This window comes from Rhodopseudomonas telluris (genome assembly GCF_042432815.1).
Lineage (GTDB): Bacteria > Pseudomonadota > Alphaproteobacteria > Rhizobiales > Xanthobacteraceae > Rhodopseudomonas > Rhodopseudomonas telluris.
In genome coordinates, this window is sequence record NZ_JBHLWM010000005.1 from 164,641 (window position 1) to 189,405 (window position 24,765).

Consider the following 24,765-nt stretch of genomic DNA (forward strand, 5'->3'; position numbering starts at 1 on the left):
GCTGGCCGCCGACCCTCCCCCTCCAGGGGAGGGTGAAGATCACGTGAGTTCGCTCTCCGTATCGATCTCGAGCCAGGCGCCGCGCTCGCGGGCACGCCAACTCACGATTCGATAGGTCCGCGGGCCGTCGCTGAAGCGATGCGCGCGGCTTAGCGCGAGGCCGCCGCGCAGCGTGATGGTCACGCGTTGCACGGCGCGGGCGTCGTCGGCAGTGACGTGGTCGCGCGCGGGATGCGGCGCGAGTTGCGCCCACAGCACGGCCTGCGCCGCATAGCTGCGCGTGACGCCGCCCTGGCCGTCGTCGCTGTCGACCGGCGCCTCGAGCGTCAGCCGCGTGGTGAGCTGGCCCGGATCGATCATAGCGCCGGCACCCGGAAGCTCGCGAGCATCGCCGCGACGCTGCCGGGCAGCATCGCCACGCTGCCGCCGATCGCCGCCATGCCGCGATTGTCGTACCAATGCGCCGCCAGCGTCCGCACCGCGTGGCGCAGCAGCTCCGGCACATCGGTCGGCACGGCGCCATAGCCGAGCTCGACGTCGAGCGCGATGCCGGCGACACCCCGCCCCGGCGGCGGCAGCGATCCCGGCGGCGCGGCGATCACGCCGCCCGCGCCGTCGACCACGAAGCGATCGACATCGATCGCCTGCGCGGCGCCCTGCGCGTCGAACACTTGCGCCGCAAGCAGCGCGCGCAGCGGTCCGATCCGCGGCCGGATCCGGCCGTCGCGCGGCCAGGCGTCGTAACTCAGCCGCCAGCTCTGCAGCAGCAGCGCGCGGCGGGTCAGTGCCTCGACCTGGCTGCGCGCCGCAGCGAGCAGCGAGGCGATCACCGCATCGTCGGCGTCGTGCTCGACGCGGAGAAACGCCTTGAGTTCGGCGACGGTCCACGGCTCCACCGTCGGCCCCGTCAACAACAACGCGGGCATCGTCAGCTCCTTCGCAAATGATCCGGTTGACAGCGGCGCGGCGGCGAGGCTGGTGACCCGCCATGATCCGCACGCTGAAACTGTGTCTCTTGTTCACCGCCGCGCTCGCCGCGCCCGCGACCGCCATGGTCGGCGGCGCGCGCGAGGATGCGGCGCTCGGCCGCGCGGTCGTCACCATCGTCGGCTCGCGCGGCAATTTCTGTTCGGGCACGCTGATCGCGCCCGATCTGGTGCTGAGCGCCGCGCATTGCGTCGGCCCCGGCGCGGACTACAAGATCGTGCATTACGACGCGCAGCGGCAGCCACAGCTGCGTGACGTCCGCCGCGTCGCGGCGCATCCGCAATTCGACATGCAGGCGATCCTGGCGCATCGCGCCAGCGCCGACGTCGCGCTGCTGCAGCTCGCCTCGCCGCTGCCCGGCAAGACGCCGCTGCCGCTCGGCGCGCCGGAGGGTACGCTCGCGGCAGGCCAGAGCTTCACCGTCGCCGGCATCGGCGTCGCGCTGCGCGGCGACGGCAAGAGCGGCGGCACGGTGCGCAGCGCCGCGCTGACCGCCACCGGCCGCCCCGGCCGGCTACAAATCCGCCTGGTCGATCCGGCAACGAACAACGCGCGCGAGGGCCAGGGCGCCTGCACCGGCGATTCCGGCGGCCCGGCGCTGCAGGCGCAGGACGGCCGCGCCGTGGTGATCGGCGTGGTGTCGTGGTCGACCGGCGCGGGCAACGCCGCCGGCTGCGGCGGCCTCACCGGCATCACCCCGCTGACGCTGTATCGCGACTGGATCGAGCAAACCGCGCAGGCCTGGGGCAGCGCGCTGGCAAGGTAGGGGGCGCGCTTCAAGAGGCTTCTCCCGACCGCGCCCCGCAATCGACCTCATCCTGAGGAGCGACCGCAGGTCGCGTCTCGAAGGATGCGCTGCGGGCCTCGCGGCGGGCGCGTCGCGCGTGGCCTCATGGTTCGAGACGCCCGGCTGCGCCGGGCTCCTCACCATGAGGACCGAGCGTGCTGCGCCGGCCGGTGCCGACGCGGCGCACTCGGGCCACCGCCCCGCCTCTTCAGATTTCATTAACCATGTTGGCCCACCCTGCCGGCTCACCCGGAGCCCGTCGATGCGCCTTGCTGTCCTGCTGTTGCTTGCCCTCATCGCCGCCGTGCCGGCGCGGGCGGCCGATCTGCCGATGCACAGCAAGATCGGGCGGATCTTCGCCGAGCCGGAGCCGCGCGGCCGCGTCGTCGCCGTGGCGCCGCCGCCGCGCGACGTCATCAGCCCCTATCCGGTCTATGCGCCCGAGGTGGACATCCCGCCGCTGGTCAACGGCTATTACGGCAAGCCGAATTCCTATCACTACTTCAATTACTACGGCACGCCGGCGAGCGCGATCTACAGCCGCCTGCCCTACGCCTGCGGCTGGCACGGCTACTGCTGAGCCGCCGGCGACCGGGGCGCCCGCGCGCGCTCAGCGCCGCGGCTTGCGCTTGCCGTGCGGTCTGGCCTTGCGCGGCGTGTCGACGCGCTGTCGCGGATACACCGCCGGCGGCGTCGTATAGGGCTGCTGCAGCTGCTGCCGCGACTCCTGCAGCCGGCGCTGATAGCCCGGCGAATCCATGATGCTCGGCGCCCCGCCGCGGGCCAGGGCCGGGCCGACATCGAGCGCGACCAGCGCGAGCGCGGCGCAGGCGGCGGCCAGTGTGATCGTTCGCTTCATCCGGTTCTCCCTCCCGCCGGCAAATCCCGCCGCCCGCAATCGTTCCACCCCGCGGCAAGCCGCCATATCCCCGCTTCCCGCAGGGTGGGTCAGCGCGGAGCGCGTCACCCACCGAACCACATCACCGCGGGCACGACGCCGATTGGTTTCGCTCGCGCTCACCCCCACGCAACCGGCCCGTAAGGCCAGCTCACACCTACTGCGGCACATACGTGCCTTCGTCGAGCGCCCGCAGCATACTGCGCGCCTGCACGTCCTGCGGCGTGTAGCCGGATACAATGACACTCTCGAGCGCGTCTCTGGCTTGCTGAGGCGCAAGTGCCAGAAGCTGGATCGCTGCCATCAGCCGCACCTGAACATTCTGGGACTGCAGCAGCGGCAGCAAGGCCAAACGCTGATCGTCATCCCGCGACTTCAACTCGTCGCAGATAGCCACCATCTGCCCGAAAAGCCGATTATAGCGCGACGCCTGCCAGCACCAACTCGCATCGCATTGCTCCGTCGTGATGGATTCGAACAGCGCAACGAGCTCTGGCGTCGCAACCTCTTGATACCGAGTTCTCTTCGTCATGCGAGCAATCCGGCGTGCGGCCTCGGAAATCATGATGGCGCACGACGTCGGAATTGCCAAGGCTACAGCTGAATAGCGTTTCGGGTGAACGGCGCGCCGCAAGGGCGCGCCGTTTAGTTAACTAGTCGCGGCGCTCCTCAGCTCGCCGCGAACTTCAGCAGCTTGATCGCGTCGAAGTCCTGCACGCCGCCGCCGACGCGCTTGGTCGTGTAGAACTGCACGTAGGGAGAGTTACCGAGCAGCGCGCGCTCAGCGATTCTCCTCGTCGCTGGGTCCGCGCGATGGATTCGCTCCTGCTCAACTTGTCCTAAGCGTTCGGCACGCTATCCGCCTAGGTCGGCTTGAATATACCGTTGTCCAGATTGTCGAGTGACATGCCAGCCTCTCCGGCTTGAGGATAACATTGGGATGCTGCGATCTCCTCGATCTGTCGTCGCGCATCAAACGGTGCGACTGCCAACGTGTGTTTAGCCGCCTTCAATCGCACCTGCATGTTGGGATAACTGAAAAGCGCTAGCAGCGCGCGCCGCTGATCACCCTCGCGCCGTTTGAGCTCCTGCGACACATCGGCCATTTTCCGAAATAGCCGATTGAATTCCTTGAGCCGGAACCCAAGCAGAGCCTGGTCTTGCGCGACGCCAATCGCCGCAAAGCGCTGCACCAATTCGTCCGTCGACATGGCTTCGAGGCTGGCCTTCTTCACGGTTTGAGCACTCCGAACCTACGCAATGCATGTAGCCCCACTCGCCTACGCTCATTCCAATCCTTGTCTGCGAGATATTCTCTCGGAGAGAGTCCTCCAAAGTCTTCATTCTCAGTCATGTACCAACCGGTGATCTGCCAATGTTTCAGCCGCGGAATGCTAACCAAATTTGATGGGTCATCAATATCTGATCGACCGAAACCAAACCATTCTGCCCAAGTCTTCTCGACGATATGATGGTCGTCGTATCCTGGCCGTCTCTTGCCCACCTCATTCTGAAGCTCTGGCAGACTCATAGGCGGATCTGTTGCTGCCACGATTAGGGCTTGCCGATCTTTCAACCACTCGACGTGGTCGAAAGCACTGAAAAGGATCTTTGCTGGCAATCCAGCGTTTCTCACCATCCAACTTGCAACTGCGCGACACAGAGCCGTTCGTTCAGAACTAGTTTTAGGCTTGACTGGCGGAACCTCAGGTGGGGGATCGACTGGTGTTCGGGGACTTGGATCGCTCCCCTCCGGTAAATCCCCCGCAAGCCTGATGCCGGTACGGTCTGGCTCTTTCGGCGCGAGGGAAAAGAGGTTCGCACTCTCTCGCGCGGCGTCTGCAATCGGAACGCTGCCCATCGGTAGTGCCGCGTTGGAGCGAACATCGCCACTCGGCTTGGCCGAAATCGCCGACCCGCCCCGGCCATTGGTCCACTGCCCGCCGTCCGGATATCCGGCCGGCACACGCGGCTGATTTGGGTTGTACTTGAATGCGAGCGGCGGAAATGCATCGAGGACGTTGCTGCCCGGTGCCAGGAATCTCGCAGCATCCGGCCGTACCCATCGATCGCCGTCTGGTCGCAGCCATCGCCTTTGTTGATAGCTGAGCCAGGCCTCGTCACGTTGCAACATGTGCTGTGACCTTCAGGGATTCTGGTTTGACGAAATCCAAAACAAAAACGGCGTGCCGATCGGCACGCCGTTTGGTGATCGGGAGGGGAAGCTCCTCAGCTCGCCGCGAACTTCAGCAGCTTGATCGCGTCGAAGTCCTGCACGCCGCCGCCGACGCGTTTGGTCGTGTAGAACAGCACGTAGGGCTTGGCGGAATACGGATCGCGCAGCACGCGGACGCCCTGGCGGTCGACCACCAGATAGCCACGCAGGAAATCGCCGAATGCGACCGACAGCGAATTCGCCGCGATGTCCGGCATGTCTTCGGCCTCGACCAGCGGGAACGTCATCAGCGAGGCGCGGCCGCCCGCTTGTGCCGGCGGCTGCCACAGATAGCTGCCCGACGAGTCCTTGAACTTGCGGATCGCCGCCTGGGTCTTGCGGTTCATCACGAAGGCGCCGTTCTGGCGGTAGCCGGCCTTCAGCGCGTAGATCAGGTCGACCAGCACGTCGGACGGATCGTCGTCCGGGAACGCGCCGGCGGCGCCGGTCGCGATGGTGCCGAGCTTGCCCCAGCTCCACGTCTCGTTTGCGGTCGTCGGCGCTGCGAGAAAGCCCTTCGGCTTGTTGACGCCGTCGCCGTTCACGAACGCGGCGCCTTCCTGCACCGCGAAAGTGAGTTCGACCTCGGAGGCGATCCACTCGTCGATGTTGACGGCGCTGTCGTCGAGCAGCGTCGCCGTCGCGGCCGGCATCGCATACAGCTCCATCGCCGGGAACGACAGCGCATCGAGCGTCGGCGACGTGGTCTGGGTCCGCGCGTCGGTCTCGCCGACCCAGCCAGTCGCAGGGCCCGCCGTCATGAACGGCTTCTTGTAGACGCTTCCGGAGATTTCGCGCACCGACGCGATGGCGCGGATCGGCGAGATCGACGCGAGCCGCGACGCGATCGCGTGCTCGAGCTCGACCGGCACCAGATAACCGCCGTCCGGATTGGAGCCGATCGACAGCGCCTTGGTCTCGATCGCACGCAGCGGCGCCGCGTCGCCGGAGCGGACGTAAGCCTCGAACGCGCTCTTGTGCTCACGACTACCGGCGACATAATCCGCGCGGCGTCCGTCGAGCTGCGGCCGCGCCTGCTTCAGCGCGTAGTCCTCGATCCGCTTCAGCCGCAGGTCGATCGCGTCCGAGATGCGGTCGACCTTCTCCTCCAGCAGTACGTCGCCGCGGCGGCGCTCGAGCGCAGCGAGCCGCTCGTCATTGGTCGCCTTGAACTCGTCGTGGGTGCGCATCAGCTCGTCATGCGCGTCGCGCTCGGACGCAAAGCCGGCCTTGGTCTCCGGCGCGGCCGTATCGATGTCGTAGTCCATGGGGTTCTCCTGGTGCTTGGTCGTGTGGCAAAAACGAAAACGCCGCGGCGCAAAGCCACGGCGTTGGATGTGATGACGGCGCGCCGGCGAACCGGCGCGATGGCAGTGGGACGCTACGGCTTTTCCGCTGGGGTCAGAGCCAGGATCGCTATCGCTCCTTCCGGACGCAATTCGACCCAGGCGCGGACGCGTGTCAGCTCGGCCGCGGTGTCGGCCCTCAGCATGACACAGCGATCGGTCGGGAAGATGCCGACGCGCCGGTTCGGCGTCGGCAAGACGGCATGAAACACAGGATCGTTGGACATAGCAGGCTCGGCATCGGTCACCTCCAGCTTCGACGCCGGGGCGATCGGAACGACAAGTCCCGACGCCAAAGTCCGATCCGACAGCCAGGGATTGAACACACCCGGACGGTCCGCCATCACCACATTGTAGAGAAACAAGCGATCGGTGCCCTCGGGCAGATCGAGCACGGCCCGCGTCGCCTGCTCGGTCGGCAGCATCGCCGGCAGCACCGAGCGACTTGCGGGCGGATTGATCCCGATGATCACCGTCTCCGGCCATTTCGGATGGCTACGCCAGATCTCCACCAGCGAGAGCGGCGGCGCCGGCATTCGGAGAAGAACCTCACCTCCGACCGTCGTGACGCGAACCTCGCCGTCAGGCACCCGCAGCAGCGAGACGAAATCCGCCGGCCGACCCGGATCGACCTCGGCGCTGTCGCCGAGCACGATCTGCGTGGGCCCGTCGATGTCCGGCATGCAGCCGAGGATGAGGCAGCTGTTCGATGCCGACACATACGCGCCCCAGGCCGGCGTCGGCATCACCATGTCTTGTTTGCTGTGCACGAACACGATGGAATTTGGTGGAGAGAAATTGATGGAGCTTATCACGGCCGTCCCCCACGAACATCCGCAGTGCCCGTTGCAGCCGCCGGACGCCGCGCTCTTCAATCACGGCGTCCGGCCGCGCGTTATCCTCGCTCAGACCTGCTTACGCATCAGCCGCCGAACCTTCGCGGCTATCTCCTCGTTGTATTCGGCGATCGTCGTCCCGAAGCGCACCTGCTGCAGATGCTGTGGCAACAGATCGTGCTGCAGCCGATCGATGATGCGGTCGGTGGTGATCTCCACCATCATCTGCGCCCCAAATGGCAGAGCTTTGCAGTCGGGCACATTCACTTCGATCGACCAATCCGGGAAGTCCGTCAGGATCGCCTGCAGCCTCATCAGAAGATCAGGCCGCAACAAATCCCAGTTCTTCAGCTCGACAAATTGCTCGTAGACACCTTGGTCAAAATCAATCAGCCAATAGTCCTTTCCGCGACGCCCGTAGCTTCCGAGCTCGCGGTCGATCCGTGCATTCAGCAACGACCACTCGCGCGACTGACGATCTGCGTCGGTCAAATCCTACTCCGCTGCCTTTTTCACCGTCCCGGCGCAGTCGGCTGCTCGGGGCGGGAGCCGAAGTAGTGTAGATTGCAGTATGGCGGCGGAAGGAACGAGCGCTTCAGGCCGTCGACGATCTCGCCTTGCACCAGCGCGATCCCCATCCCCGGCCAATTGGTGCCGGGCAGGGCCACTGACACGGTGATGGCGAAGCCGGGATACTCTCGCAGCATGTCGCGCAGGGCGTAGATCACCGGCGGGTCGAGCAGCTCGAGGGTCGTGATTTCGATTTCGACCAACGCAATGCCGAGGTCGTCATCGACCACCCAAAAATCCTTCCGACCGAACGGATCGATCGCCTTACCCAGACTTTCGAAGTACCCGATGATCCGCTCGCGCAGGGCGGTCCAAAGAGGCAGGAATTCTTCGCGCGTGAAACGGATTTTGGAGCTCGTCATAATGGCCTCCGCTATTCTCGACCAAATCTAAGTCGATACACCTGCCGCAACATCCGGATCGCGCTGTTGTACTCTCTGATTGCCGGAACCTCGGAGAGCCTCACCCGCTCACATAATTCCTCCGCTTGGCGAGGCGTCATCATCTTAGGCGTAATTTTCTTCTCTTCAAGAAAACGTTTGCTTAGTTCTTCGACTGCTTTGTTGTACTCTAAATGACGCTTATCCCAGTAGTGACCACGGAGAGGACTACCATCCGGCGATTCCACCCATTTACCGGCAGGCAATTTACCCGTTGTGGAATTTTCGAAGACCTTTCTGGTCTCCGGCTGCAGGTCCCACTTCGTGTAGACGGCCTTTACTACCTCGTGGTGGCCGCCTCGCTCGTAGTACGGCAGTCCGAAGATATCGGTGATCAACTTACCGATTTGGGCGAGTTGCACTCGATCAAGAGCCCCCTCGGATCGATCGGGCACGACACCTGTGAGGTCGATGGACCAGCGGGATCCCAGTGCCCCAAGCGTCCACTCGCCTCCGTCCGGATTGCCCTTCGGCACCCGCGGCTGGTTCGGGTTGTACTTGCGATCGAGTGCTGGGAAGACGTCTTGCGGTCGAACACCCGGCGCGAGGAAGCGCGCGACGTCGGGCCTGACCCAGCGGTCGGCGTCCGGGCGCATCCAGCGCGCCGGGTTGGGCTGCATGAAGCGCGCGCGTTGATGCGCGGCGGTGCTCGCGGTGGAGCTCCACATCGGTCGTCCTCGATGGTTGATCTGGGATGTCGACGAAGCGCCGCTTCGCAGCGCGCCCCCTCTCCCGCTTGCGGGAGAGGGCTGGGGTGAGGACGCCGCGGATCGCAGCGCTGGTTACTTGTGCAAAGCTCCGCTCACGCCCGCGCGGCCTGTCATCCCCGCCAGCGCCGCCTTACGACCGGCGCGGGAGGCGAGTGTTGTCACTTGCCGCCCGCGCCGGATGGCCGGCGCCGGTGCATCCGCGGCGGCGGCCGATCCTGTGAGGTGTGTGGTGTTCGCAGCCGTCGACTGCACGCTGCGCCAGGCCGCCTCGGCGGCGCGGCGCTGCGGCGAAGACGGAAGCCCGCGATCTTTCACCGCGCCGACGCGGGCGCCCTGCAGCAGCGGGAAGGTGACGATCGAGATCTCCCAGAGATCGACCTGATACAGCCGCCGCACCCGCGTCTTGGGATCGATCTGGCCGCGCACGGTGCGATAGCCGATCGACAGCCCGTCGATCGCGCCCTCGCGCAGCAGCGCCAGCAGCTCGCGGCCGCGCGCCACGTCCGGGATCAGCCGGCCGCGCGCGCGCAGGCCGCGCCAGTCTTCCATCAGGTCGAGCCAGACGCCGACCGGCTCGCTCGGGTCGTGCTGAAACAGCATCGGGATTTTGCGCAAGCCGCGCTGCTTCAGCGTCTGCGTGAACGCGCCAGGCATCACCATGTCGCGCGCCTGGTCGATCTCGCCGAACAGGCTGGCATAGCCTTCGATGCTGCCGTCGCCGGCCAGCACAAATCGCGCCGGCGCCGGGCCAGCATCGGACAACGCGGCAAGCATGAGCGCCTCGTGGATCAGTGGAGGAAGGATGGGTGGGAGCCAACACCCACCCCTGGAGGCGGAGGGTCGCTCGCGTAGCGAGCGGGATGGGGTGGCGAAGATTTCATCCGCTGTGCGCGCGGCTCACCCTACCCCGCCGCGCAGCCCGCCATGCGGGCCACGCGCCGATCCTCCCCCTCCAGGGGAGGGTGAAGGCAGCGCGATGACGTCGCGCCGCGTCGGATGCGATCGCTCTTCAGCCGGAGTCCTGCGCCTGCGCAGGACCGCTAGGCCTTTCGAACTACTTCGCCCGCTTGCGCGATGGCCGTCGCGGCGTCGGCTTGCCGCGGGCGCGGCGTGGCACGGGATGCTGCGCGTGATCGAGATGGCTGAGGAATTCGCGAAACACCCGGGTCGGATCCTTGGCCGACTTGGTCTCGCTCTTGATCGACATCATCACGCGGTGCAGCCGGTCCATCGGCTGAGCCTGATCGCTCATCGTGCCCCTCCTTCGTCGTCCTGCTCCAGCGCGCTGCGCTCGCGGCGTCGCCGTGCGCGGCGGTTGAACAGCTCCAGCGCGTGGACGAAATCATCGAACCGCCGCGACGCTGCCGCCAGCTCGCGCAAGCTGACCCACAGCCCCGCCGAGGCCGCCGCGGCCCACAGCAGCAGCGCGAGATGCGCGAGATCGCCCCGCTCGGTAAATGTCTTGATCACGTCGGACATCGGCCTCTCCCTGACTTGCAGACGCTTGCCGCGTCCTGCTGATAAGTGCGCCCTCACCCCAGCCGGTCGCCGTCCGCGAGCGGGGCGTAGCCGACGGATTCGCGTTTTTCGTTGAGCGTCAGGAACGGCGCGGCGGTGATGCGGTCCCATAGCGCGGCGCGGTCGGACGACAGCGCGTCGATCTGGTCGGTGTCGACGACGAGGCGCACGCCGTCGCCGAATTGCGGCGCCAGCCATTGCGCCAGCGCGTTGCCGGTGCGCGTCGCCAGCGGCAGCACCGTCTGGCGCACGAAGCTGCGGTTGGCTTCCTGATAGTTGGAAAACGTGTTGTCGCCCGGAATGCCGAGCAGCATCGGCGGAACGCCGAAGGCCAACGCAATCTCGCGCGCCGCGGCGTGCTTGGCTTCGAGGAAATCCATGTCCTTCGGCGACAGCGCCATCGGCTTCCAGTCGAGCCCGCCTTCGAGCAGCAGCGGCCGGCCGGCATTGGCGGCGCCCTCATAGGTGCGCTCCAGCTCCTGCTTGAGCCGGTCGAACTGCGTCTCGCTCAGCACCGCGCCTTCCGGCCCGGCATACAGCAGCGCGCCGGAGGGCCGCGCCGAATTGTCGAGCAGCGCCTTGTTCCAGCGCGCCGCGGCGTTGTGCGTATCGACCGCGGCGGCGGCGGCCTCGAGCGGCGCCAGGCCGTAGTGATCGTCGAGCGGATGAAACAGCGTCAGATGCAGGATCGGCGGGATCGCGCCGTGCTGATCGAACCGCACGCTGCGGCCGCCGACGCTGTAGTCGTAGGCCTCGGCCCAGCCGTCGGCGCCGGGCACGACCTTCATGCGGTCGGGCCGCAGCGCGTAGAGCTCGTGGACCTGGTCGCCGAGCGCGACCGCTTCGAGATAGGCATTGCCGGCGAGCAACAGATGCGCCACCAGCGTCTCGCGCAGCGTCGCGCCGTCCTGCCGCGGATTGGGCCGCGCCAATAGCAGCGCAAGCGGATGCGCCTCCTTCTCCTGCGCGCCGTCGAACACCGAGTACACGCAGGCGCCGACATGCTCGGCGATCAGCCGCACGCAGCGATGCACGATGGCGTTGCGCAGATAACCCTCGCGCGCCAGCCCGGTGTAGTCCCGCGGCGTCCACCGCGCGATCCCTCCCGACTCGAACGCCAGCAGCCGCGCGGTGCGCGACGCCTTGATTTCGGGCGGCGCGAGATAGGCCTTGAGTCGATCGAACATGGGAAGATTCCGTTGCTGATGGCTTGCGGCCAGGTTTCTGTTCACCGCCCCAACCGGGATCCCGCATCTGCGATGCACCGCTACGCGCTGCATCTTCGTGCGGGACACGGGTGCGAGGTGCCGTGCCCCGGACAAGCCGCGGTACGTAGTACCGCGGCGCAGATCCGGGGCCCCGGTTTCTAAATACTTCTCAAGATAACGACACGCTGACTACACGTTTCGTGTTGCGTCGTGGAGCAAAGCCGCGCATGATCGCGCCGGGGACGAGGCGATGCCCTACTACGTCTACATCCTGGCCAGCCGATATCGCGGCACGCTGTATACCGGCGTGACCAACGATCTGCCGCGCCGCATCGGTGAACACAAAGCAGGCGCGGCCGAGGGGTTCACGAAGACCTACAAGGTCACCACGCTGGTCTATGTCGAAGAACACGCGTCCATTCTCGAAGCCCGCGCGCGCGAACACATCCTGAAACGCTGGCGCCGCGACTGGAAGTTCGCGCTGATCGAGAAACTCAACGCGTCCTGGCGCGATCTCGCGAACGACCTTTGACCCCGTGCCCCGGACAAGCTGCGGCACGCAGTGCCGCGGCGCAGATCCGGGGCCCCGGTTTACTCATCCACCGCCAAACCGGGGTCCCGCATCTGCGATGCACCGCTTCGCGCTGCATCTTCGTGCGGGACACGGGAAGAGAACTCGTTTTTACAACAACCTGATCCGCGGCTCCGCCGCCTTCGGCTGCAGCGCCAAGGCGTGGATGGCCCAGACCAGCGCGTCGAGGCGGTCTGGGGAGCGGCCGTTCGACAGGCCGCTGAGGCCGAAGTCGCACATCTCGTCTTCCAGCGCCGGGAAGCAGCCGACGTGCTTGACGCGGTCCTGCTCGTACAGCGCCGCGACCGGCTCGGCGCGCAGCCATTTGCCGCGCAGCGCGCGCACCGGCCGCACCGGCACGCCGGCGTCGATTTCGTTGATCACGCTGCGCACCATGTCGCCGCCCTGGTTGACCTCGACCACCAGCACGTCGGCGCACAGCCGGCGCCACAGCGCGATCGCTTTGCTCGCCCACAGCGTCGGCGTCGCCGCCGCGACGCTGTCGTCGGCCAGCACATAAACGAGGCCGCTGTCCGCGATGCCGGCGGCGACGATGCCGCAGCAATCCGCGCGCTTGGTCGCCGAGGCCGGCGGATCGACCGCGACGACGATGCGCGTCAGCGGCGGCGCCTCGGCGACGCGGCAGCTTTCGATCAGCGCGCGCGACCACAGCGCGTCGGGCCGCTCCTCGACCAGTTCGCCGTCGATCTCCTGGCGGCCGAGCCGCGTGCCGGCGTAGCGGGTCATCACCGCGTCGAGAAAGGTCGGCGCGAGGTTGAAGGCGTTCGCCTGCGTCGGCGCGCGCGTCGTCACCGCGGCCGGATCGGCCAGCAGGCGCTTGATGAAGGAGGTCGGCCGCGGCGTCGTGGTGATCAGCTGGCGCGGCTGCGCGCCGAGGCGCAGGCCGAATTGCAGCATGTCGAACGCGGCCTCCGCGTAGCGCCACTTCGCCATCTCGTCGGACCACGCGCAGGAAAACTGCGGGCCGCGCAGGCTTTCCGGGTCGTCGGCCGAGAACGCCTGCGCCACCGCGCCGTTGCTCCATTCCAGCCGCTTGCGCGAGGGCTGCCATTGCGGCCGCTGATCGGGCGGATGCACCGCGAGCAGGCCGGAGACGCCCTCGATCATCACTTCGCGCACGTCGTGCTCGGTCTCGCCGACCAGCGCGATGCGCGCCACCGGCTCGCTTGCGAACGGCGGCAGGCCGAGCGCCTGGCAGCGGATCCATTCGGCGCCGCCGCGCGTCTTGCCGGCGCCGCGGCCGCCGATCATCAGCCAGGTCAGCCACGGCCTGCCGTTCGGCGCCAGCTCCGGCGGCCGCTGGTGATCGTGCGCGAACACGTCCCATTGCGCGTCGAGAAATGCGAGCTCCGCCTCACTCATCCCCTGCAGCAGGTAGTCCCGCTGCGCCTTCGACCATCTGGTCCAGTCGTCGCGAAAGCGCCCGCCTGAGCTCATCGAGATCTCGGGGAATGGCATCGTCATCGCGTGCCCTCTTGCGATCCTCGTCGCTGCGCAGCTTGCGTAGTTCGGCCAGCGTCCGCGCCAGCGATGCGAGCGTGCGGGCGCGGCGCTCGGCCTCGCTGCGCTGCGCCTGCTTCAGATGATGACCGCCGACGATCACGGCGATCTGGGTGATCTCGCGCTCGACCGCGCGGCTGACGTTGTCGATCAGCGGCACGCCGCTTTCAGGCGGCGGATCGTCCAGCCTGTCGACTGCGGTCCGCGTCACGCCGCTCGGCCCGCGCCGGCGCGGCGCATCGGTCGCGTCATCGGGGTCGGCAACCTCCGTGACCTCGGCTTCCGCCTCGACGACGACGGTCGCGTCGGCCTCGGCGTCTCGCGACGGCTCCGGCGACGCGCTCGATTCGTTCGGCATCGTCGGCGCTGTGTCGGTCGCGTCCTCGGCCGACGCTTTCGTGCGAGTCGCTTTTGCCCGCGCCCGCTTGTTGGTTGCCATCGTGCGGGACGTCGACGGCTTGGATTGCGATGACTTCGACGATGATGACTTCGGTCGTGATGACTTCGCTCGTGATGGCTTGGTCGCGGACGGATCGGAGGCGGCGCGCTTCGACGCGGAGATCCTGGGCACGACTTTCGCGGCGCCGTGTCCGATCGTCCGCTTGGCTGTCTTCTTCGCCGCAGCTGCCTTGCCGGAGTCGTCTTCGGCCTTCGTCCTGCGGCGCAGGAGGCGCGCCGCGCGTTCGCACCCATCCGCGTCGGACGGATCGGTACGGATCGTTTTGTCGATCGGCTTGGAGCATGCCGCCAGCGTCGCATCCCGCGCGGCAACAGCGCCGGTCCTGGCACGGGAGGGCGATCGGGCGGTCGTCCTGGTGGCCGGCGACCGTGAACGAGTGCTGGGCATGAGATGCTTCCGTGCGCGGCGCGCTGGCATCGGCGCGGCCTGAAAACACAAGGCCCCGCGTCGCGCGTGTCGCGCAACGCAGGGCCCCTGTCGAAGGACGTTCGGGCGGTGTGTTAGCCGGCCGCGATCCGCGCGGCCTCGGCGGCGGCGCGCTGCATGCTGCTCGACATTTCGCTGGTCACCGTGCTCTGCTCCTCGACGGCCGCGGCGGTCGAGGTGACGTACTCGCTGACCTCGTTGATCGCCTGCTTGATGGCGTTCAGCGCGCCGGCGACGTCGCCCGAGATGATGTTGAGGCTGCTGATCTCCTCGCCGATCTTGTCGGTGGCCTGCTTGGCCTGGTTGGCGAGGTTCTTGACCTCGGCGGCCACCACCGCGAAACCGCGACCGGCCTCGCCGGCGCGGGCCGACTCGATGGTGGCGTTCAGCGCCAGCAGATTGATCTGGCCGGTGATGTTGTTGATCAGCTCGACGATCCCGCTCATCGATTGCGCCGCGCTGTTAAGGCGTTGCGCCTGCGCGTCGGCGTTGGCGACGCGCTCCACGGCACCGGATGCGGTCTGCCGCGACTTGGTCATGGTTTCCGAGATCTCACGCACCGATGTGTTGAGCTCTTCGGCGCCTGCCGCGACCGTCTCCATCATGCCGCGCACCTGCTCGTTGCCGATGCGGGCCAGCACCTGTTTGGTCACGTCGGTGGCGAACTTCACCACCTTGAACGGCCGGCCGTTCAGGTCGAGAATCGGATTGTAGGACGCCTGGATGTAGACCTCGCGGCCTCCCTTGGCGATCCGCTTGTATTCGGCCGCCTGATACTCGCCGCGGTTCAGCGCCGCCCAGAAGTTGCGATAGGACGAACCGTCGCGCTCAGCCGGGTCGACGAACATGCTGTGATGCTTGTTGCGGATTTCGGCCATCGTGTAGCCGAACGTGTGCAGGAAATTGTCGTTCGCCATCAGGACGTGCCCGTCCATGTCGAACTCGATCACCGCCTGCGATTTTCGGATGGCCTCGATCTGGCCGGCCATGTCGGCGTTTTTCAGCTTCTGATCGGTGATGTCGGTGGCGAACTTCACCACCTTGGCGGGCTTGCCCTTGTCGTCGAAGATCGGATTGTACGAGGCCTGCAGCCAGATCTCGCGGCCGCCCTTGCCGATCCGCTTGTATTCGGCCGCCTGATATTCGCCACGGTTCAGCGCCGCCCAGAATTCCCGATAGGCCGGGCTGTCGCGCATCGCCGGCTCGACGAACAGGCTGTGGTGCTTGCCCTGGATTTCGTCCAGCGAGTAGCCGATCGTCTTCAGAAAATTCTCGTTCGCGGTCCGGACCGTGCCGTCCATGTTGAACTCGATCACGGCCTGTGAGCGGTTCGCGGCCGCCACCTGACCGGCGAAATCCACGTTCTGCAACCGGATGGCGGCGTCGGCCCATTCGACCGCGACGCCGGCCCGGCTCCCATCGGGATTATTGAGCGGCGTGGCCACCAGGTCGAACACCCGGGGCCCGATCTTGATCGTGGCGCGATGCACCGAGCTGAGGTGCTTCAGCATGTTCCGCTGATGGCTCGGGTTCTTGTGGAAGCCGTCGATATTGGTGCCGATCAGCGTATCGACGTTGAAGTTCGGCAATTCCTTGCGCAGGTCGCTCTCGGCGTCGCGCAGCAGCGCGGTAACTGCGTCGTTCATGTAGACGATGTCGAGGTCCGCGTCGGACACCATGATGTTGGCGCGAACCGCCTGGGCGGCCATCAGCGTCAGGGGAACAGCTTTGTTCTTTGATTTACGCCCGAACATGGCGTCTCCTCGCTCAATGCACGCGCCCGTGCCGATAATGAGATTGGTTGTCTTTTTGAGCGGGAAGTTCGAACAATCAATTAAGCATGCGCCCGGTAGAACTACTAAAGTGGTAGTTCGACCTCGGGCACATACTCAACACGGCTTGCGACAAAGCTGCTTCTGCACACCTTCGCCGAAGCCGGCGTTTCACTCGTCGCGTTGCCCGTCTACCTGAACCAGACGAACCAGATCACGCCAAGAATCAGAATGGCCAGGCCGGTGCTGGCCATCAGCAGCGCCAGCACGGACGGCCCGCGCTCGGCCTGCCTCACATCGGTCGCGCTTTCGACGACGCGGCTCGGATCTTTCGGAATCATGTCTGCCCTCCCTCTGATCACGATGCCCGAGGGCACCCTCCCAGCGGCCAACGCAGAGGCGCTCGCGATGTTCCGGTATTAACGGGTGGGCTCGGCCGCGCAGATCGGCACGTCACGCGCGCCGCGATCGACGCGTCTCGGCGTTCCCGAGACCCAAGTGTGGAGCATGCCCGGACACTACTGCGGCAGCGTCACGCTGTCAAGGATTTTTTTCCTGCAAACAGTTCGCCGCAGGCCGCGATGATCGCGTCCGCGCCTTGCCACAGGTTTGCCGCAAGACTTGCGGGCGCTGCCGGAACGATCTCGCAATCAGCCGAGCAGCAGGAGCAGCAGGAGTCCGATCACCGGAGTCAGCGTCAGCGCGACCGCCGCCATCACCAAGCCAGCCACGATATCGCGCCCGGTCAGCCAGCCGAACAAATTCGGATGGACGTCGGTCTGTTGCATGATGCCCCCGCCTGTTTGCTCTGTGCGGAGGCATTGATAGTTACCGTCTCTGAAGATTCGCGTTGCCGATTCCGACGAATTTGCGGACGGCCGCAGGACGTTGCTTAACCATCCGCGCCGCGCAAAGTCGATGCGAGCTGCGCCGCAGCGAGCGACTACGGCAGAGCGTTGTTCACCGCGGTGTAGCTGGTGTTGAGCTTCTCGCCGATCGCGTTGACGGCGGTCACGATCACCAGCGCTATGCCGGCGGCGATCAGCGCGTATTCGATCGCGGTGGCGCCGTTGTTATCTGAAATGAACTTAAAAATCAGGCGTCGCACCATCGTCTCCTGGATTGTGACGTCACAGCCCATAACGGCTTCTGCCGCGGTCGGCAGAAACTACCCGCCGAGTGGTTACCGGAGCGTTGAGACGGTTTCAGATTCGGAACCGAAGTGAATCGAAGTCAGCCGGCGCCGGCGACACCGAACGGATCGGGCTGAACCGGCGCGAGGCCGGCGCTGGGCATCGTCAGCACGCTGCGGCGATCGACGACGGCGTTATGGAATTGATCGAGCACGAGGTTGAACGGCGCCAGATCATCGACCGCGCCGTCGTCGTACAAGTCCAGCATGTTGCGGACGATATGATCGATCTCGTGCTGGATCGCGTCGAGCTGGTCGAGCGACTCGGCCTTGCGCGCCTTGGCGACCAGACCCAGCGCGTGATCGCGCATCCGCGTGCCCACCGCGCGCTCGTCGCGGGTGACGTAGGAGCGAAACCATGCACCGGCCGAACCAAGGCCGGACAGCAGAACGATCAGTCCCCAGATGTAATCGCTGTTGCGCTCCATGAAGGTGCGCTCAGTGCCGTCGATGAAAGCGGCCGCGCCGCGATGCGCCGGCAGCGCCGCCGCCTTGTCGGTGTCCGGCGCCTCGATCTTGCCGGCGATCGGCAGCTCGCGCGAAAGCTGCTGCCGTGCCGAGAAGATCTGACGGGTGAGCTGCGTGATCGTGACGCTCGACAGCGCGTGCTTGGCGATGATCAGGTGATTGACGCTGACGGTGTCGACCTTGTCGTCCGGCCGCGCCGGCGAGGTCGAGAAGATGCTGCCGGGGATCTCTTCGGAATCGTAGATCGGATACTTCTTGGCGATCGCGTCGCCGACATCGATCGGCAGGAAGCGCGGCTCGCCGCGCGCCTTCGCGGTCGCGGCGATCGCCTCCACGGTCGTCTTGCTATCGAGCGGTCCGACCGCGAGATAAGCGGACAGCGACTCGTCGCGCGCCATCTCGGCGATCTGGCTGGTCGAGAACTGCTCGGTCTGCACCTTGTCGGGCGCGACGCCGGACTCGGTCAGGATGACGTGAAGCAGCTTGACGTTCGCCGGCGTGCGTCCGATCACGCCGACCTTGCGACCGGCGAGATCGGCGATGGTCTTCACCGTGCCGCCCTTCCGACTCTTGGCCGGCACCGCCCACAACGTCACGACATTCTTGCGCAGGATTGCGACCGCCTCGGCGTCGCTCGGCAGATCGAGATCGCCGCGCGTCACCGCGAGATCGGCCTGCCCCTTGTTCCACGCAGCGAGGCTCGGCGACGCGCCATCGGTGACCACCGGCGTCAGTCGCACCGAGCTGTGATCGCGCGCGAAGGTCTGCGCCAGCGCCTGGACCAGCTTGAGATCATCGCTGCCGGGAGGGCCGACCGCGATCCGCAACGTCACCGGTCGTAGCTCGTAGAACAGCACGCCGAGCGTTCCGAAGACGAGCACGAGCACGGTCACCACCGTCGCGAGCATCAGCCGGGCGCGATTGCGCCGCCGCCGCTTGCGCAGGGAGTCGCTGCTGCCGCCGTCGTTGCTACTCGGTGTCGTCATCTGCGCGCGATCCGAACCATCCCAGCGCCATGCGCCGCCCCGCGGGCGGATTTGCGGCAGACTACTCCGTTTTCCGGCGATGGCGCAGGAATTCCGTGCGGCAGGCTTAACTGGAGGTCGCGGGAGCGCTTGCCGCCGCCCCTACTCCGCCATCTCCAGCGGCGGCGGATCGCTCTGCTCGGGGCCTGCGAGCTTGCGCTCTTCCATGATGGCGACACAGGTGGCCGAGCCCGCGAGCATCACCGCGGCCGCGGCGAACACCCAACGGAACGCCGCCACCATGTCGGCCGATGCCACCGTGCCGATCGCATGGCGATGCTCGGTGCCGCCCAGCTGCAATTCGCCGCCGAATGCGATCATCAGCACGGCCGTGAAAGCTGCCACGGTGAACGACGCCATCAGCGCCCGGAAGAAGTTCATCGCGCCCGTCGCCGTGCCGATCTGCGGCCGCGCCACCGCGTTCTGGATCGACACCACCGTCACCGGGAACACCGTGCCGAGCCCGATCGAGAACAGCGACAGCATGGCGAGGAACAACCACAGCGGCAGCGGCGTCAGAACGGCGATGGCCGCCGCCATCAGCGCGGAGAACGAGGTGCCGATGATCGCGATCCGCTTGTAGCGCTCGACCTTCACCATCGCGCGTCCGGTGAACGCGGCGCCGAGCACCGAGACGGCCGCGATCGGGATCAGCGCCAGGCCCGACTGGCTCGCGGTGAGGTGATACACGGCCTCGTAATACAGCGGCATGTGCACGGTCAGGCCGATCATCGCCCCCATCGCGAAGCCACCTGCCGCCATCGCCCAGGGCACCACCGTGCCGCTCATCAGCTGCAGCGGCAGGAACGGCTCCGGCGCCCGCAGCGCGTGCCAGATGAAGCTGCTCGCCAGCAGCACGGCGGCGCCGGCCAGCGCCAGGATGGTCGGCGACAGCCAGGCGAAGCGCGTGCCGCCCCAGGTCAGCATCAGCATCACCGCCATCGCCGACGCCATCAGCAGCACGCCGCCGAGCCAGTCGACCTTGCGGCGGCGGTGATACACCGGAATCTTCGCCATCTTCGGCAGCAGCAGCGCCAGCGCGCCGATCGCCAGCGGCAGGTTGATCCAGAAGATCATCGACCAGTGCAGATGCTCGGCGAAGGCGCCGCCGAGGATCGGGCCGCCGATGCCGGCCGAGACCCACACGCCGGAGAAGTACGCCTGATACTGGCCCCGCTCGCGCGGCGTCACCACGTCGGAGATCACCGTCTGCACGATCGGCATGATGCCGCCGCCGCCGAGCCCCTGCAGCGCGCGCCCCAGGATCAACACCAGCAGGCTCGGCGCCAGCGCACACATCACTGAACCGGCGATGAACAGGCTGAGCGAGGCGATGATGGTGGCGCGCCGGCCGTAGATATCCGCGAGACTGCCGAACACCGGCGCCACCGCGGTCGAGGACAACAGATAAGCGGTGATCACCCACGACAGGTTCTCGACGTCGCCGAACTGGCGGCCGATCGTCGGCAGCGCGGTGGCGACGATGGTCTGGTCGAGCGCGGCGAGGAACATCGCCAGCAGCAGGCTCAACAGGATCGCGCGGACTTCGCCCTGTGCCAGCGGGCTTGCAGGCGCCAACGGCGGCGCCTCGCCGAAGTCGATCACCTCGGTCGGGATATGCGAGAGTTCCGCCGCCGCTTCATCCGACAGGAGATGCCGGCTCACCGGCTCACGGCTTTGGGGCTCGGGCATGCTCATGCGGGCGCGGAATCTCGTCGGCGGGAGGTTGAGGGGAAATCACTGCTTCATTCGTATCCCAACGAACGTCGCACAGGCAGTCATCGCCGCGCATGGGTGGCTCGCGCCGGTCGCGGGCGCCTCGGCCGCCTCAAATAGCATCGTTCCGCACTGCGGAAATGCCGAAGCGAAAGTCATCGCCGGCCGGGAGGCCGCCTACCTGTCTTTCGCGAACGGAATGTATTTCTGATACTCCTTCGGCACCGAGCTGCGATAGCGCTCCGGCACGGTTCGCGTATCGATCGCGTGCTGAATTTCTTCCCTCCGGGTCATCGGCTTCGCCGGCTTCTTCGGTTCGGCCTTGGCAGATGCAGCGGGCGCCGGCGGCGCAGCCCTGGAAGCTTCGTTTTTGGAACTGGCCTGCGCCAAGACAGCCACCGGACTGACCACCACCGTCGCCGCGATCACCGCCAACAACCCCGCACGCACGCCCATCGAAACTCCTTCCAGATCGAGCAGCATCGTCGAGAACCTATCGCAAGATTCGCGGATCGGCTCGTCCTGAATTGTGACGGCTCCGCGAAGATGCGTCGTAACTTATACACCCGACAGCAACGGCGCACCGCAAAGCACACCAAGATGCCAGGGCTCATCCGCGTGTTGACGAATTGTTTGCTAACAGGCGGCCGCAGGATTGATTTGTCGCGCTGGCGTGCGACGCTTGCACATTCAGGCAGTCTGGTTGCGCCGCACTGTCCGTCGGGCGCGATGCCCGTGATCGACCAACACGTTCCGCCTCGGAGCTAAGCCATGTTGTCAGTCAAACGCCGCCTTGCCTCCGCCTCGCTCGCTGCCTTGATGATCGGCGCTCCGCTGCTGTCTGCAGAAGCGGACGCCTGCACCCGGCTCGTCTATCTGGGTGCCGACAATCAGGTGATCACCGCGCGATCGATGGACTGGGCGCGCGACATCGGCACGAACCTGTGGATTTTCCCGCGCGGTGCCAAACGCAACGGCGAAGTGGGACCAAATTCGCTGCAATGGACGTCGCGCTACGGCAGCGTCATCGCTTCCGCCTACGACATCGCCACGTCGGACGGCATCAACGAAGCCGGCCTCGTCGCCAACGTTCTGTGGCTGGCGGAGTCGGTGTATCCGAAGAACGATGGCTCGAAGCCGGGCCTGGCGATCTCGATCTGGCCGCAATACGTGCTCGACAGCTTCGCTACGGTGCAGGAAGCCGTCGACGCGCTGGCGAAAGAACCGTTCATTCTGGTCACCGACATGATGCCCGGCGAGCAGCGCCTGGCGACCGTCCATCTGTCACTGTCCGACGCCAGCGGCGACAGCGCGATCATCGAATATATTGACGGCAAGCAGGTGATCCATCACAGCCGCAGCTATCAGGTCATGACCAATTCGCCGGTGTTCGACCAGCAGCTCGCGCTCAACGCCTACTGGCAGCAGATTGGCGGCACCGTGATGTTGCCAGGCACCAATCGCGCCGCCGATCGCTTCGCTCGCGCGTCGTTCTATGTCGACGCCATTCCAAAATCGGAGAAACCGACCGAAGCGCTCGCCAGCGTGTTCGGCGTCATCCGCAACGCCTCGGTGCCCTACGGCATCACGACGCCAGATCAGCCGAACATCTCCTCGACGCGCTGGCGCAGCGTCGCGGATCACAAGCGCAAGCTGTACTTCTTCGAATCCGCCCTGACCCCGAACGTATTCTGGGTCGATCTCACCAAGATCGACTTCGCCGACAACGGCGCGGTCAAGAAGCTGGATCTCGGCCCCGGCCAGACCAACATCTTCGCCGGCGAGGTCCACGATCAGTTCAAGCCGAGCGCGCCGTTGAAGTTTCTGGGGTTGGAAGGCAAGTAAGAGCGCTGCGCACCAAGGCGCCCAAACGCCTATTTGATTTTGTTGATCCGCCGCAGGTCGGCGTCGATGCGCGACTGCCAGCCATCGCCGCCGGCCTTGTACTTGTCGATCACCTCACGCGACAGTCGCAGCGACACGAGCTTCTTGGTCGGCGCCTTGTTCGGCCCACGCCCACGGCGGATCGAGTCGGCGAGATCGGGAAACACCTCGGCAAACGGCCTCGCCTTCGCAAAATCGTCCACCGTCCACTGCGGATTGTCGCCCACTTCGTCCCAATCCTGCTTGGTGTATCCATGGCCGGGCTGAAAGGCCTTCAATGTCTTCTTAGCCATCGAACAACTTCCTTTCACGTCGGTTTGCGGAACGCATACTGATCACGCTCACCGCTTCGCGCCCCAGCGGCTTGAACACGACAGCGATCACATCGGCATTCAGTCTGCCGAATGCCAAATAGCGCCCCGGAATGCGACGGCTGGATCACCGCGCTCTCGAAGAATGCAGGGTCGAGTTCCGCAAAATCGAGCCCGTGCCTACCTAGGTTGACGATCCGTTTCGGTTCGTCCCAGACGATCTTCATTGAATTATATCGTAGCTACAGAATATTTACGAGCGAAATTCCTGCAGCGCTCAGCATGGACCAACCGCCCCCAGCCGCCTAAATCACCCCGGCACCTTTCCGGAGACCTCCATGCCTTTCGAAACTTCCCTGCCGCCGGACGCCGCGTCGCGCGCCACGCTCGCCAATTGGCGGATGCTGCCGTTCAGCCGCTGGGCGTTCCAGCACGTGGACGAATTGATCGCGACCGCGCCGATCGCCAATGCGGCCGACGACGTTTGGCCGCTCCCCGGCGCGCCGCGCAGCTTCGATGACTTCCGCGTTCGCGCGCAGGGCGGCGACACGCTGGACTTCGCCGGCTTCCTGGACGCCACCGCGACCGATGCGCTGGTGATCCTGCAGGACGGCGTTATCGTCTGCGAAACCTACTCCAACGGCATGACGGCGCAGACGCCGCACATCATCATGTCGGCATCGAAATCGATCACCGGCCTGATCGCCGGCATTCTGGCCAGCCGCGGCACGCTTGACCTCGACGCCGAGGTAACAACACTGCTGCCGGAAATCGCAGCGACTGCTTATCGAGGCGCGACGTTGCGCCAGATGCTCGACATGCGCACCGGCATCATGCTCGACCTCGACGCGACCCGCGACTATGCGGCGGCAGCCGGCTGGGACGCGCTCGCGCCCGATCAACAACCGTCGGATCTCAAGCGATTCTACCAGGGCCTGGCGATCAAGCCGCAGCCGCATGGAGGATCGTTCCGCTACAACTCCGCCAACACCGATCTGCTCGGCTGGGCGATCGAACGCGCCAGCGGGCGCCGCTTCGCGCAGTTGGTCTCGGAATTGATCTGGCAGCCCCTCGGCGCCGAGCAGCCGGCCTCTATGACGCTGGACCGGGACGGACTCGCGCGCGCGACCGGCGGTTTCAGCATGACGGCGCGCGACTTCGCCCGCATCGGCCAGATGATGCTAGGCGACGGCCGCGCGATCGTGCCGCGCGGCTGGGTGGACGATCTGTGGCGCAACGGCGACCGCGCCGCCTGGAAGACCGGCGAGTGGCAGAAGCTGTTTCCCTATCAAAGCATGAGCTATCGCGGCGGCTGGTACGTGGTCGACGACGAGCCGCGGATGATGTTCGCGATGGGCATCCACGGTCAGAATCTGTTCGTCGATCCGGCGCATCGCCTGGTGGTCGCGAAACTGTCGTCGCAGGGCGCGCCGGTCGACAATGCAGCATGGGCGGTGACGCATCGCGCGCTGCCGGAGATTCGGCGCTGCCTGGCCGGCTGAGCTGATGAGCTGACGGGCGACATAAAAAGGCCCGGTCGCCGATCGGCGCCCGGGCCAAGTCAAGGGAGGAAACGCCCCAAGGAAGGGGACCGCGACGGACCGCGCCGCGGCTGTCCTTCTTGTCTCACAATCAGCGCCCGCGTCCTATTTGGGACAGTCCCGAGCCGTAGTTTTACGGAGGTTGCGGCAATGCCGATCTCCTGAACGCGCGGCCATTCAGGGACGAGCAAACGGCGCTTCAGACCGGGAGGCGGTCCGCCGAACAGCACCGGGTGCGCGAACTCGGCGCGGTAGAGCCCTGCGGTCGCGACGACGACGGCCCCGCCTGCTTTGCATGCACATTCCTTCGTCGCGGCAACAATGCGACATAGTTGGCGCTTTCGGCATGGCGAGGACCGCGTG

At 66.1% G+C, this 24,765-nt stretch carries 30 protein-coding genes and 2 pseudogenes; 5 read left to right on the forward strand and 27 right to left on the reverse strand.

Annotation, left to right across the window (positions count from 1 at the left end; translation table 11 throughout):
* Window positions 1-39 precede the first annotated feature (39 nt).
* Window positions 40-360: a head-tail adaptor protein gene (locus tag ACFFJ6_RS12290; protein ID WP_378388033.1), complete on the reverse strand. Its 321-nt coding sequence runs from the start codon at window positions 358-360 to the stop codon at window positions 40-42.
* Entirely contained in the window at window positions 357-926 is a 570-nt protein-coding gene (locus ACFFJ6_RS12295) for a head-tail connector protein (protein ID WP_378388035.1), read from the reverse strand. Before ACFFJ6_RS12295 ends, ACFFJ6_RS12290 begins: the two co-directional genes overlap by 4 nt.
* A gap of 62 nt (window positions 927-988) precedes the next feature.
* On the opposite strand from ACFFJ6_RS12295, the gene ACFFJ6_RS12300 reads away from it, so the two are divergent.
* Both ACFFJ6_RS12300 and ACFFJ6_RS12305 read left to right on the forward strand, forming a co-directional pair.
* Complete coding sequence (locus ACFFJ6_RS12300) at window positions 989-1,753, forward strand: S1 family peptidase (protein WP_378388037.1); 765 nt, start codon at window positions 989-991, stop codon at window positions 1,751-1,753.
* 283 nt (window positions 1,754-2,036) lie between these two features.
* Window positions 2,037-2,354, forward strand: a complete 318-nt coding sequence (locus tag ACFFJ6_RS12305; RefSeq protein ID WP_378388039.1) for a hypothetical protein — start codon at window positions 2,037-2,039, stop codon at window positions 2,352-2,354.
* Between the two features lie 30 nt (window positions 2,355-2,384).
* Here the strand turns inward: ACFFJ6_RS12305 and ACFFJ6_RS12310 are convergent, their stop codons facing one another.
* The 14 genes and pseudogenes from ACFFJ6_RS12310 to ACFFJ6_RS12375 all read right to left on the reverse strand — a co-directional run bounded on the left by ACFFJ6_RS12310 (window position 2,385) and on the right by ACFFJ6_RS12375 (window position 11,494).
* A complete protein-coding gene (locus ACFFJ6_RS12310) occupies window positions 2,385-2,633 on the reverse strand; it encodes a hypothetical protein (RefSeq protein ID WP_378388042.1) in 249 nt (82 codons plus the stop codon).
* A 196-nt stretch (window positions 2,634-2,829) separates the two neighbouring features.
* Entirely contained in the window at window positions 2,830-3,204 is a 375-nt protein-coding gene (locus ACFFJ6_RS12315; RefSeq protein ID WP_378388044.1) for a DUF2019 domain-containing protein, read from the reverse strand.
* 137 nt (window positions 3,205-3,341) lie between these two features.
* Window positions 3,342-3,431: pseudogene (locus tag ACFFJ6_RS12320) on the reverse strand (phage major capsid protein); the annotation flags it as partial.
* A 104-nt stretch (window positions 3,432-3,535) separates the two neighbouring features.
* The gene (locus ACFFJ6_RS12325) at window positions 3,536-3,907 is read right to left on the reverse strand and encodes a DUF2019 domain-containing protein (RefSeq protein WP_378388046.1); all 372 of its coding nucleotides are present in this window, start codon (window positions 3,905-3,907) and stop codon (window positions 3,536-3,538) included.
* Window positions 3,904-4,806, reverse strand: a complete 903-nt coding sequence (locus ACFFJ6_RS12330) for a hypothetical protein (protein ID WP_378388048.1) — start codon at window positions 4,804-4,806, stop codon at window positions 3,904-3,906. The genes ACFFJ6_RS12325 and ACFFJ6_RS12330 overlap by 4 nt, the downstream gene beginning before the upstream one ends.
* 95 nt (window positions 4,807-4,901) lie before the next feature.
* Window positions 4,902-6,155, reverse strand: coding sequence for a phage major capsid protein (locus tag ACFFJ6_RS12335; protein WP_378388050.1), 1,254 nt, complete (start codon window positions 6,153-6,155; stop codon window positions 4,902-4,904).
* A gap of 113 nt (window positions 6,156-6,268) precedes the next feature.
* Window positions 6,269-6,985 carry a hypothetical protein gene (locus ACFFJ6_RS12340; RefSeq protein WP_378388052.1) on the reverse strand — a complete coding sequence of 239 codons (717 nt, stop codon included), beginning with the start codon at window positions 6,983-6,985 and terminating at the stop codon, window positions 6,269-6,271.
* A 153-nt stretch (window positions 6,986-7,138) separates the two neighbouring features.
* A complete protein-coding gene (locus tag ACFFJ6_RS12345) occupies window positions 7,139-7,561 on the reverse strand; it encodes a hypothetical protein (RefSeq protein ID WP_378388054.1) in 423 nt (140 codons plus the stop codon).
* A gap of 20 nt (window positions 7,562-7,581) precedes the next feature.
* On the reverse strand, window positions 7,582-8,001 hold the full coding sequence (locus ACFFJ6_RS12350) for a hypothetical protein (RefSeq protein WP_378388056.1): 420 nt from the start codon (window positions 7,999-8,001) through the stop codon (window positions 7,582-7,584).
* A gap of 11 nt (window positions 8,002-8,012) precedes the next feature.
* Window positions 8,013-8,747 carry a hypothetical protein gene (locus tag ACFFJ6_RS12355; protein ID WP_378388059.1) on the reverse strand — a complete coding sequence of 245 codons (735 nt, stop codon included), beginning with the start codon at window positions 8,745-8,747 and terminating at the stop codon, window positions 8,013-8,015.
* Between the two features lie 114 nt (window positions 8,748-8,861).
* Window positions 8,862-9,563, reverse strand: a complete 702-nt coding sequence (locus tag ACFFJ6_RS12360) for an HK97 family phage prohead protease (protein ID WP_378388061.1) — start codon at window positions 9,561-9,563, stop codon at window positions 8,862-8,864.
* A 280-nt stretch (window positions 9,564-9,843) separates the two neighbouring features.
* Window positions 9,844-10,041 (reverse strand): hypothetical protein, encoded by a 198-nt coding sequence (locus ACFFJ6_RS12365; RefSeq protein WP_378388063.1) that lies wholly within the window; start codon window positions 10,039-10,041, stop codon window positions 9,844-9,846.
* Window positions 10,038-10,268, reverse strand: coding sequence for a hypothetical protein (locus tag ACFFJ6_RS12370; protein ID WP_378388065.1), 231 nt, complete (start codon window positions 10,266-10,268; stop codon window positions 10,038-10,040). Before ACFFJ6_RS12370 ends, ACFFJ6_RS12365 begins: the two co-directional genes overlap by 4 nt.
* A gap of 53 nt (window positions 10,269-10,321) precedes the next feature.
* Window positions 10,322-11,494 carry a phage portal protein gene (locus ACFFJ6_RS12375; protein ID WP_378388067.1) on the reverse strand — a complete coding sequence of 391 codons (1,173 nt, stop codon included), beginning with the start codon at window positions 11,492-11,494 and terminating at the stop codon, window positions 10,322-10,324.
* 271 nt (window positions 11,495-11,765) lie between these two features.
* Here ACFFJ6_RS12375 and ACFFJ6_RS12380 point away from each other — a divergent pair, with 271 nt between their 5' ends.
* On the forward strand, window positions 11,766-12,047 hold the full coding sequence (locus tag ACFFJ6_RS12380; protein WP_378388069.1) for a GIY-YIG nuclease family protein: 282 nt from the start codon (window positions 11,766-11,768) through the stop codon (window positions 12,045-12,047).
* Window positions 12,048-12,197: 150 nt separating this feature from the next.
* Here ACFFJ6_RS12380 and ACFFJ6_RS12385 read toward each other — a convergent pair whose 3' ends face one another.
* From ACFFJ6_RS12385 to ACFFJ6_RS12425, 9 genes are all read right to left on the reverse strand, one after another.
* On the reverse strand, window positions 12,198-13,469 hold the full coding sequence (locus ACFFJ6_RS12385; protein ID WP_378389653.1) for a DNA-packaging protein: 1,272 nt from the start codon (window positions 13,467-13,469) through the stop codon (window positions 12,198-12,200).
* Complete coding sequence (locus ACFFJ6_RS12390; protein WP_378388071.1) at window positions 13,462-14,484, reverse strand: hypothetical protein; 1,023 nt, start codon at window positions 14,482-14,484, stop codon at window positions 13,462-13,464. The genes ACFFJ6_RS12385 and ACFFJ6_RS12390 overlap by 8 nt, the downstream gene beginning before the upstream one ends.
* Window positions 14,485-14,567: 83 nt before the next feature.
* Window positions 14,568-16,247: a methyl-accepting chemotaxis protein gene (locus ACFFJ6_RS12395; protein WP_378388073.1), complete on the reverse strand. Its 1,680-nt coding sequence runs from the start codon at window positions 16,245-16,247 to the stop codon at window positions 14,568-14,570.
* Between the two features lie 209 nt (window positions 16,248-16,456).
* Window positions 16,457-16,606 (reverse strand): hypothetical protein, encoded by a 150-nt coding sequence (locus tag ACFFJ6_RS12400; protein ID WP_378388075.1) that lies wholly within the window; start codon window positions 16,604-16,606, stop codon window positions 16,457-16,459.
* Between the two features lie 309 nt (window positions 16,607-16,915).
* Window positions 16,916-17,053 carry a twin-arginine translocation pathway signal protein gene (locus ACFFJ6_RS12405; protein ID WP_378388077.1) on the reverse strand — a complete coding sequence of 46 codons (138 nt, stop codon included), beginning with the start codon at window positions 17,051-17,053 and terminating at the stop codon, window positions 16,916-16,918.
* A gap of 155 nt (window positions 17,054-17,208) precedes the next feature.
* Window positions 17,209-17,373 carry a Flp family type IVb pilin gene (locus tag ACFFJ6_RS12410; protein ID WP_378388079.1) on the reverse strand — a complete coding sequence of 55 codons (165 nt, stop codon included), beginning with the start codon at window positions 17,371-17,373 and terminating at the stop codon, window positions 17,209-17,211.
* 125 nt (window positions 17,374-17,498) lie between these two features.
* On the reverse strand, window positions 17,499-18,911 hold the full coding sequence (locus ACFFJ6_RS12415; protein WP_378388081.1) for a TAXI family TRAP transporter solute-binding subunit: 1,413 nt from the start codon (window positions 18,909-18,911) through the stop codon (window positions 17,499-17,501).
* Between the two features lie 141 nt (window positions 18,912-19,052).
* Window positions 19,053-20,648 carry an MDR family MFS transporter gene (locus tag ACFFJ6_RS12420; RefSeq protein ID WP_378388083.1) on the reverse strand — a complete coding sequence of 532 codons (1,596 nt, stop codon included), beginning with the start codon at window positions 20,646-20,648 and terminating at the stop codon, window positions 19,053-19,055.
* 195 nt (window positions 20,649-20,843) lie between these two features.
* Window positions 20,844-21,149 carry a hypothetical protein gene (locus ACFFJ6_RS12425; RefSeq protein WP_378388085.1) on the reverse strand — a complete coding sequence of 102 codons (306 nt, stop codon included), beginning with the start codon at window positions 21,147-21,149 and terminating at the stop codon, window positions 20,844-20,846.
* Between the two features lie 288 nt (window positions 21,150-21,437).
* Between ACFFJ6_RS12425 and ACFFJ6_RS12430 the strand changes: the two genes are divergently transcribed.
* Entirely contained in the window at window positions 21,438-22,511 is a 1,074-nt protein-coding gene (locus ACFFJ6_RS12430) for a linear amide C-N hydrolase (RefSeq protein WP_378388087.1), read from the forward strand.
* A 29-nt stretch (window positions 22,512-22,540) separates the two neighbouring features.
* Here the strand turns inward: ACFFJ6_RS12430 and ACFFJ6_RS12435 are convergent, their stop codons facing one another.
* Together ACFFJ6_RS12435 and ACFFJ6_RS12440 are read right to left on the reverse strand one after the other, a co-directional pair.
* Window positions 22,541-22,843: a BrnA antitoxin family protein gene (locus ACFFJ6_RS12435; RefSeq protein WP_378388089.1), complete on the reverse strand. Its 303-nt coding sequence runs from the start codon at window positions 22,841-22,843 to the stop codon at window positions 22,541-22,543.
* A pseudogene (locus ACFFJ6_RS12440) lies at window positions 22,836-23,088 on the reverse strand (BrnT family toxin). The gene ACFFJ6_RS12435 and the pseudogene ACFFJ6_RS12440 overlap by 8 nt, the downstream one beginning before the upstream one ends.
* Window positions 23,089-23,199: 111 nt before the next feature.
* On the opposite strand from ACFFJ6_RS12440, the gene ACFFJ6_RS12445 reads away from it, so the two are divergent.
* Window positions 23,200-24,363, forward strand: coding sequence for a serine hydrolase domain-containing protein (locus tag ACFFJ6_RS12445; protein WP_378388091.1), 1,164 nt, complete (start codon window positions 23,200-23,202; stop codon window positions 24,361-24,363).
* Window positions 24,364-24,765 lie beyond the last annotated feature (402 nt).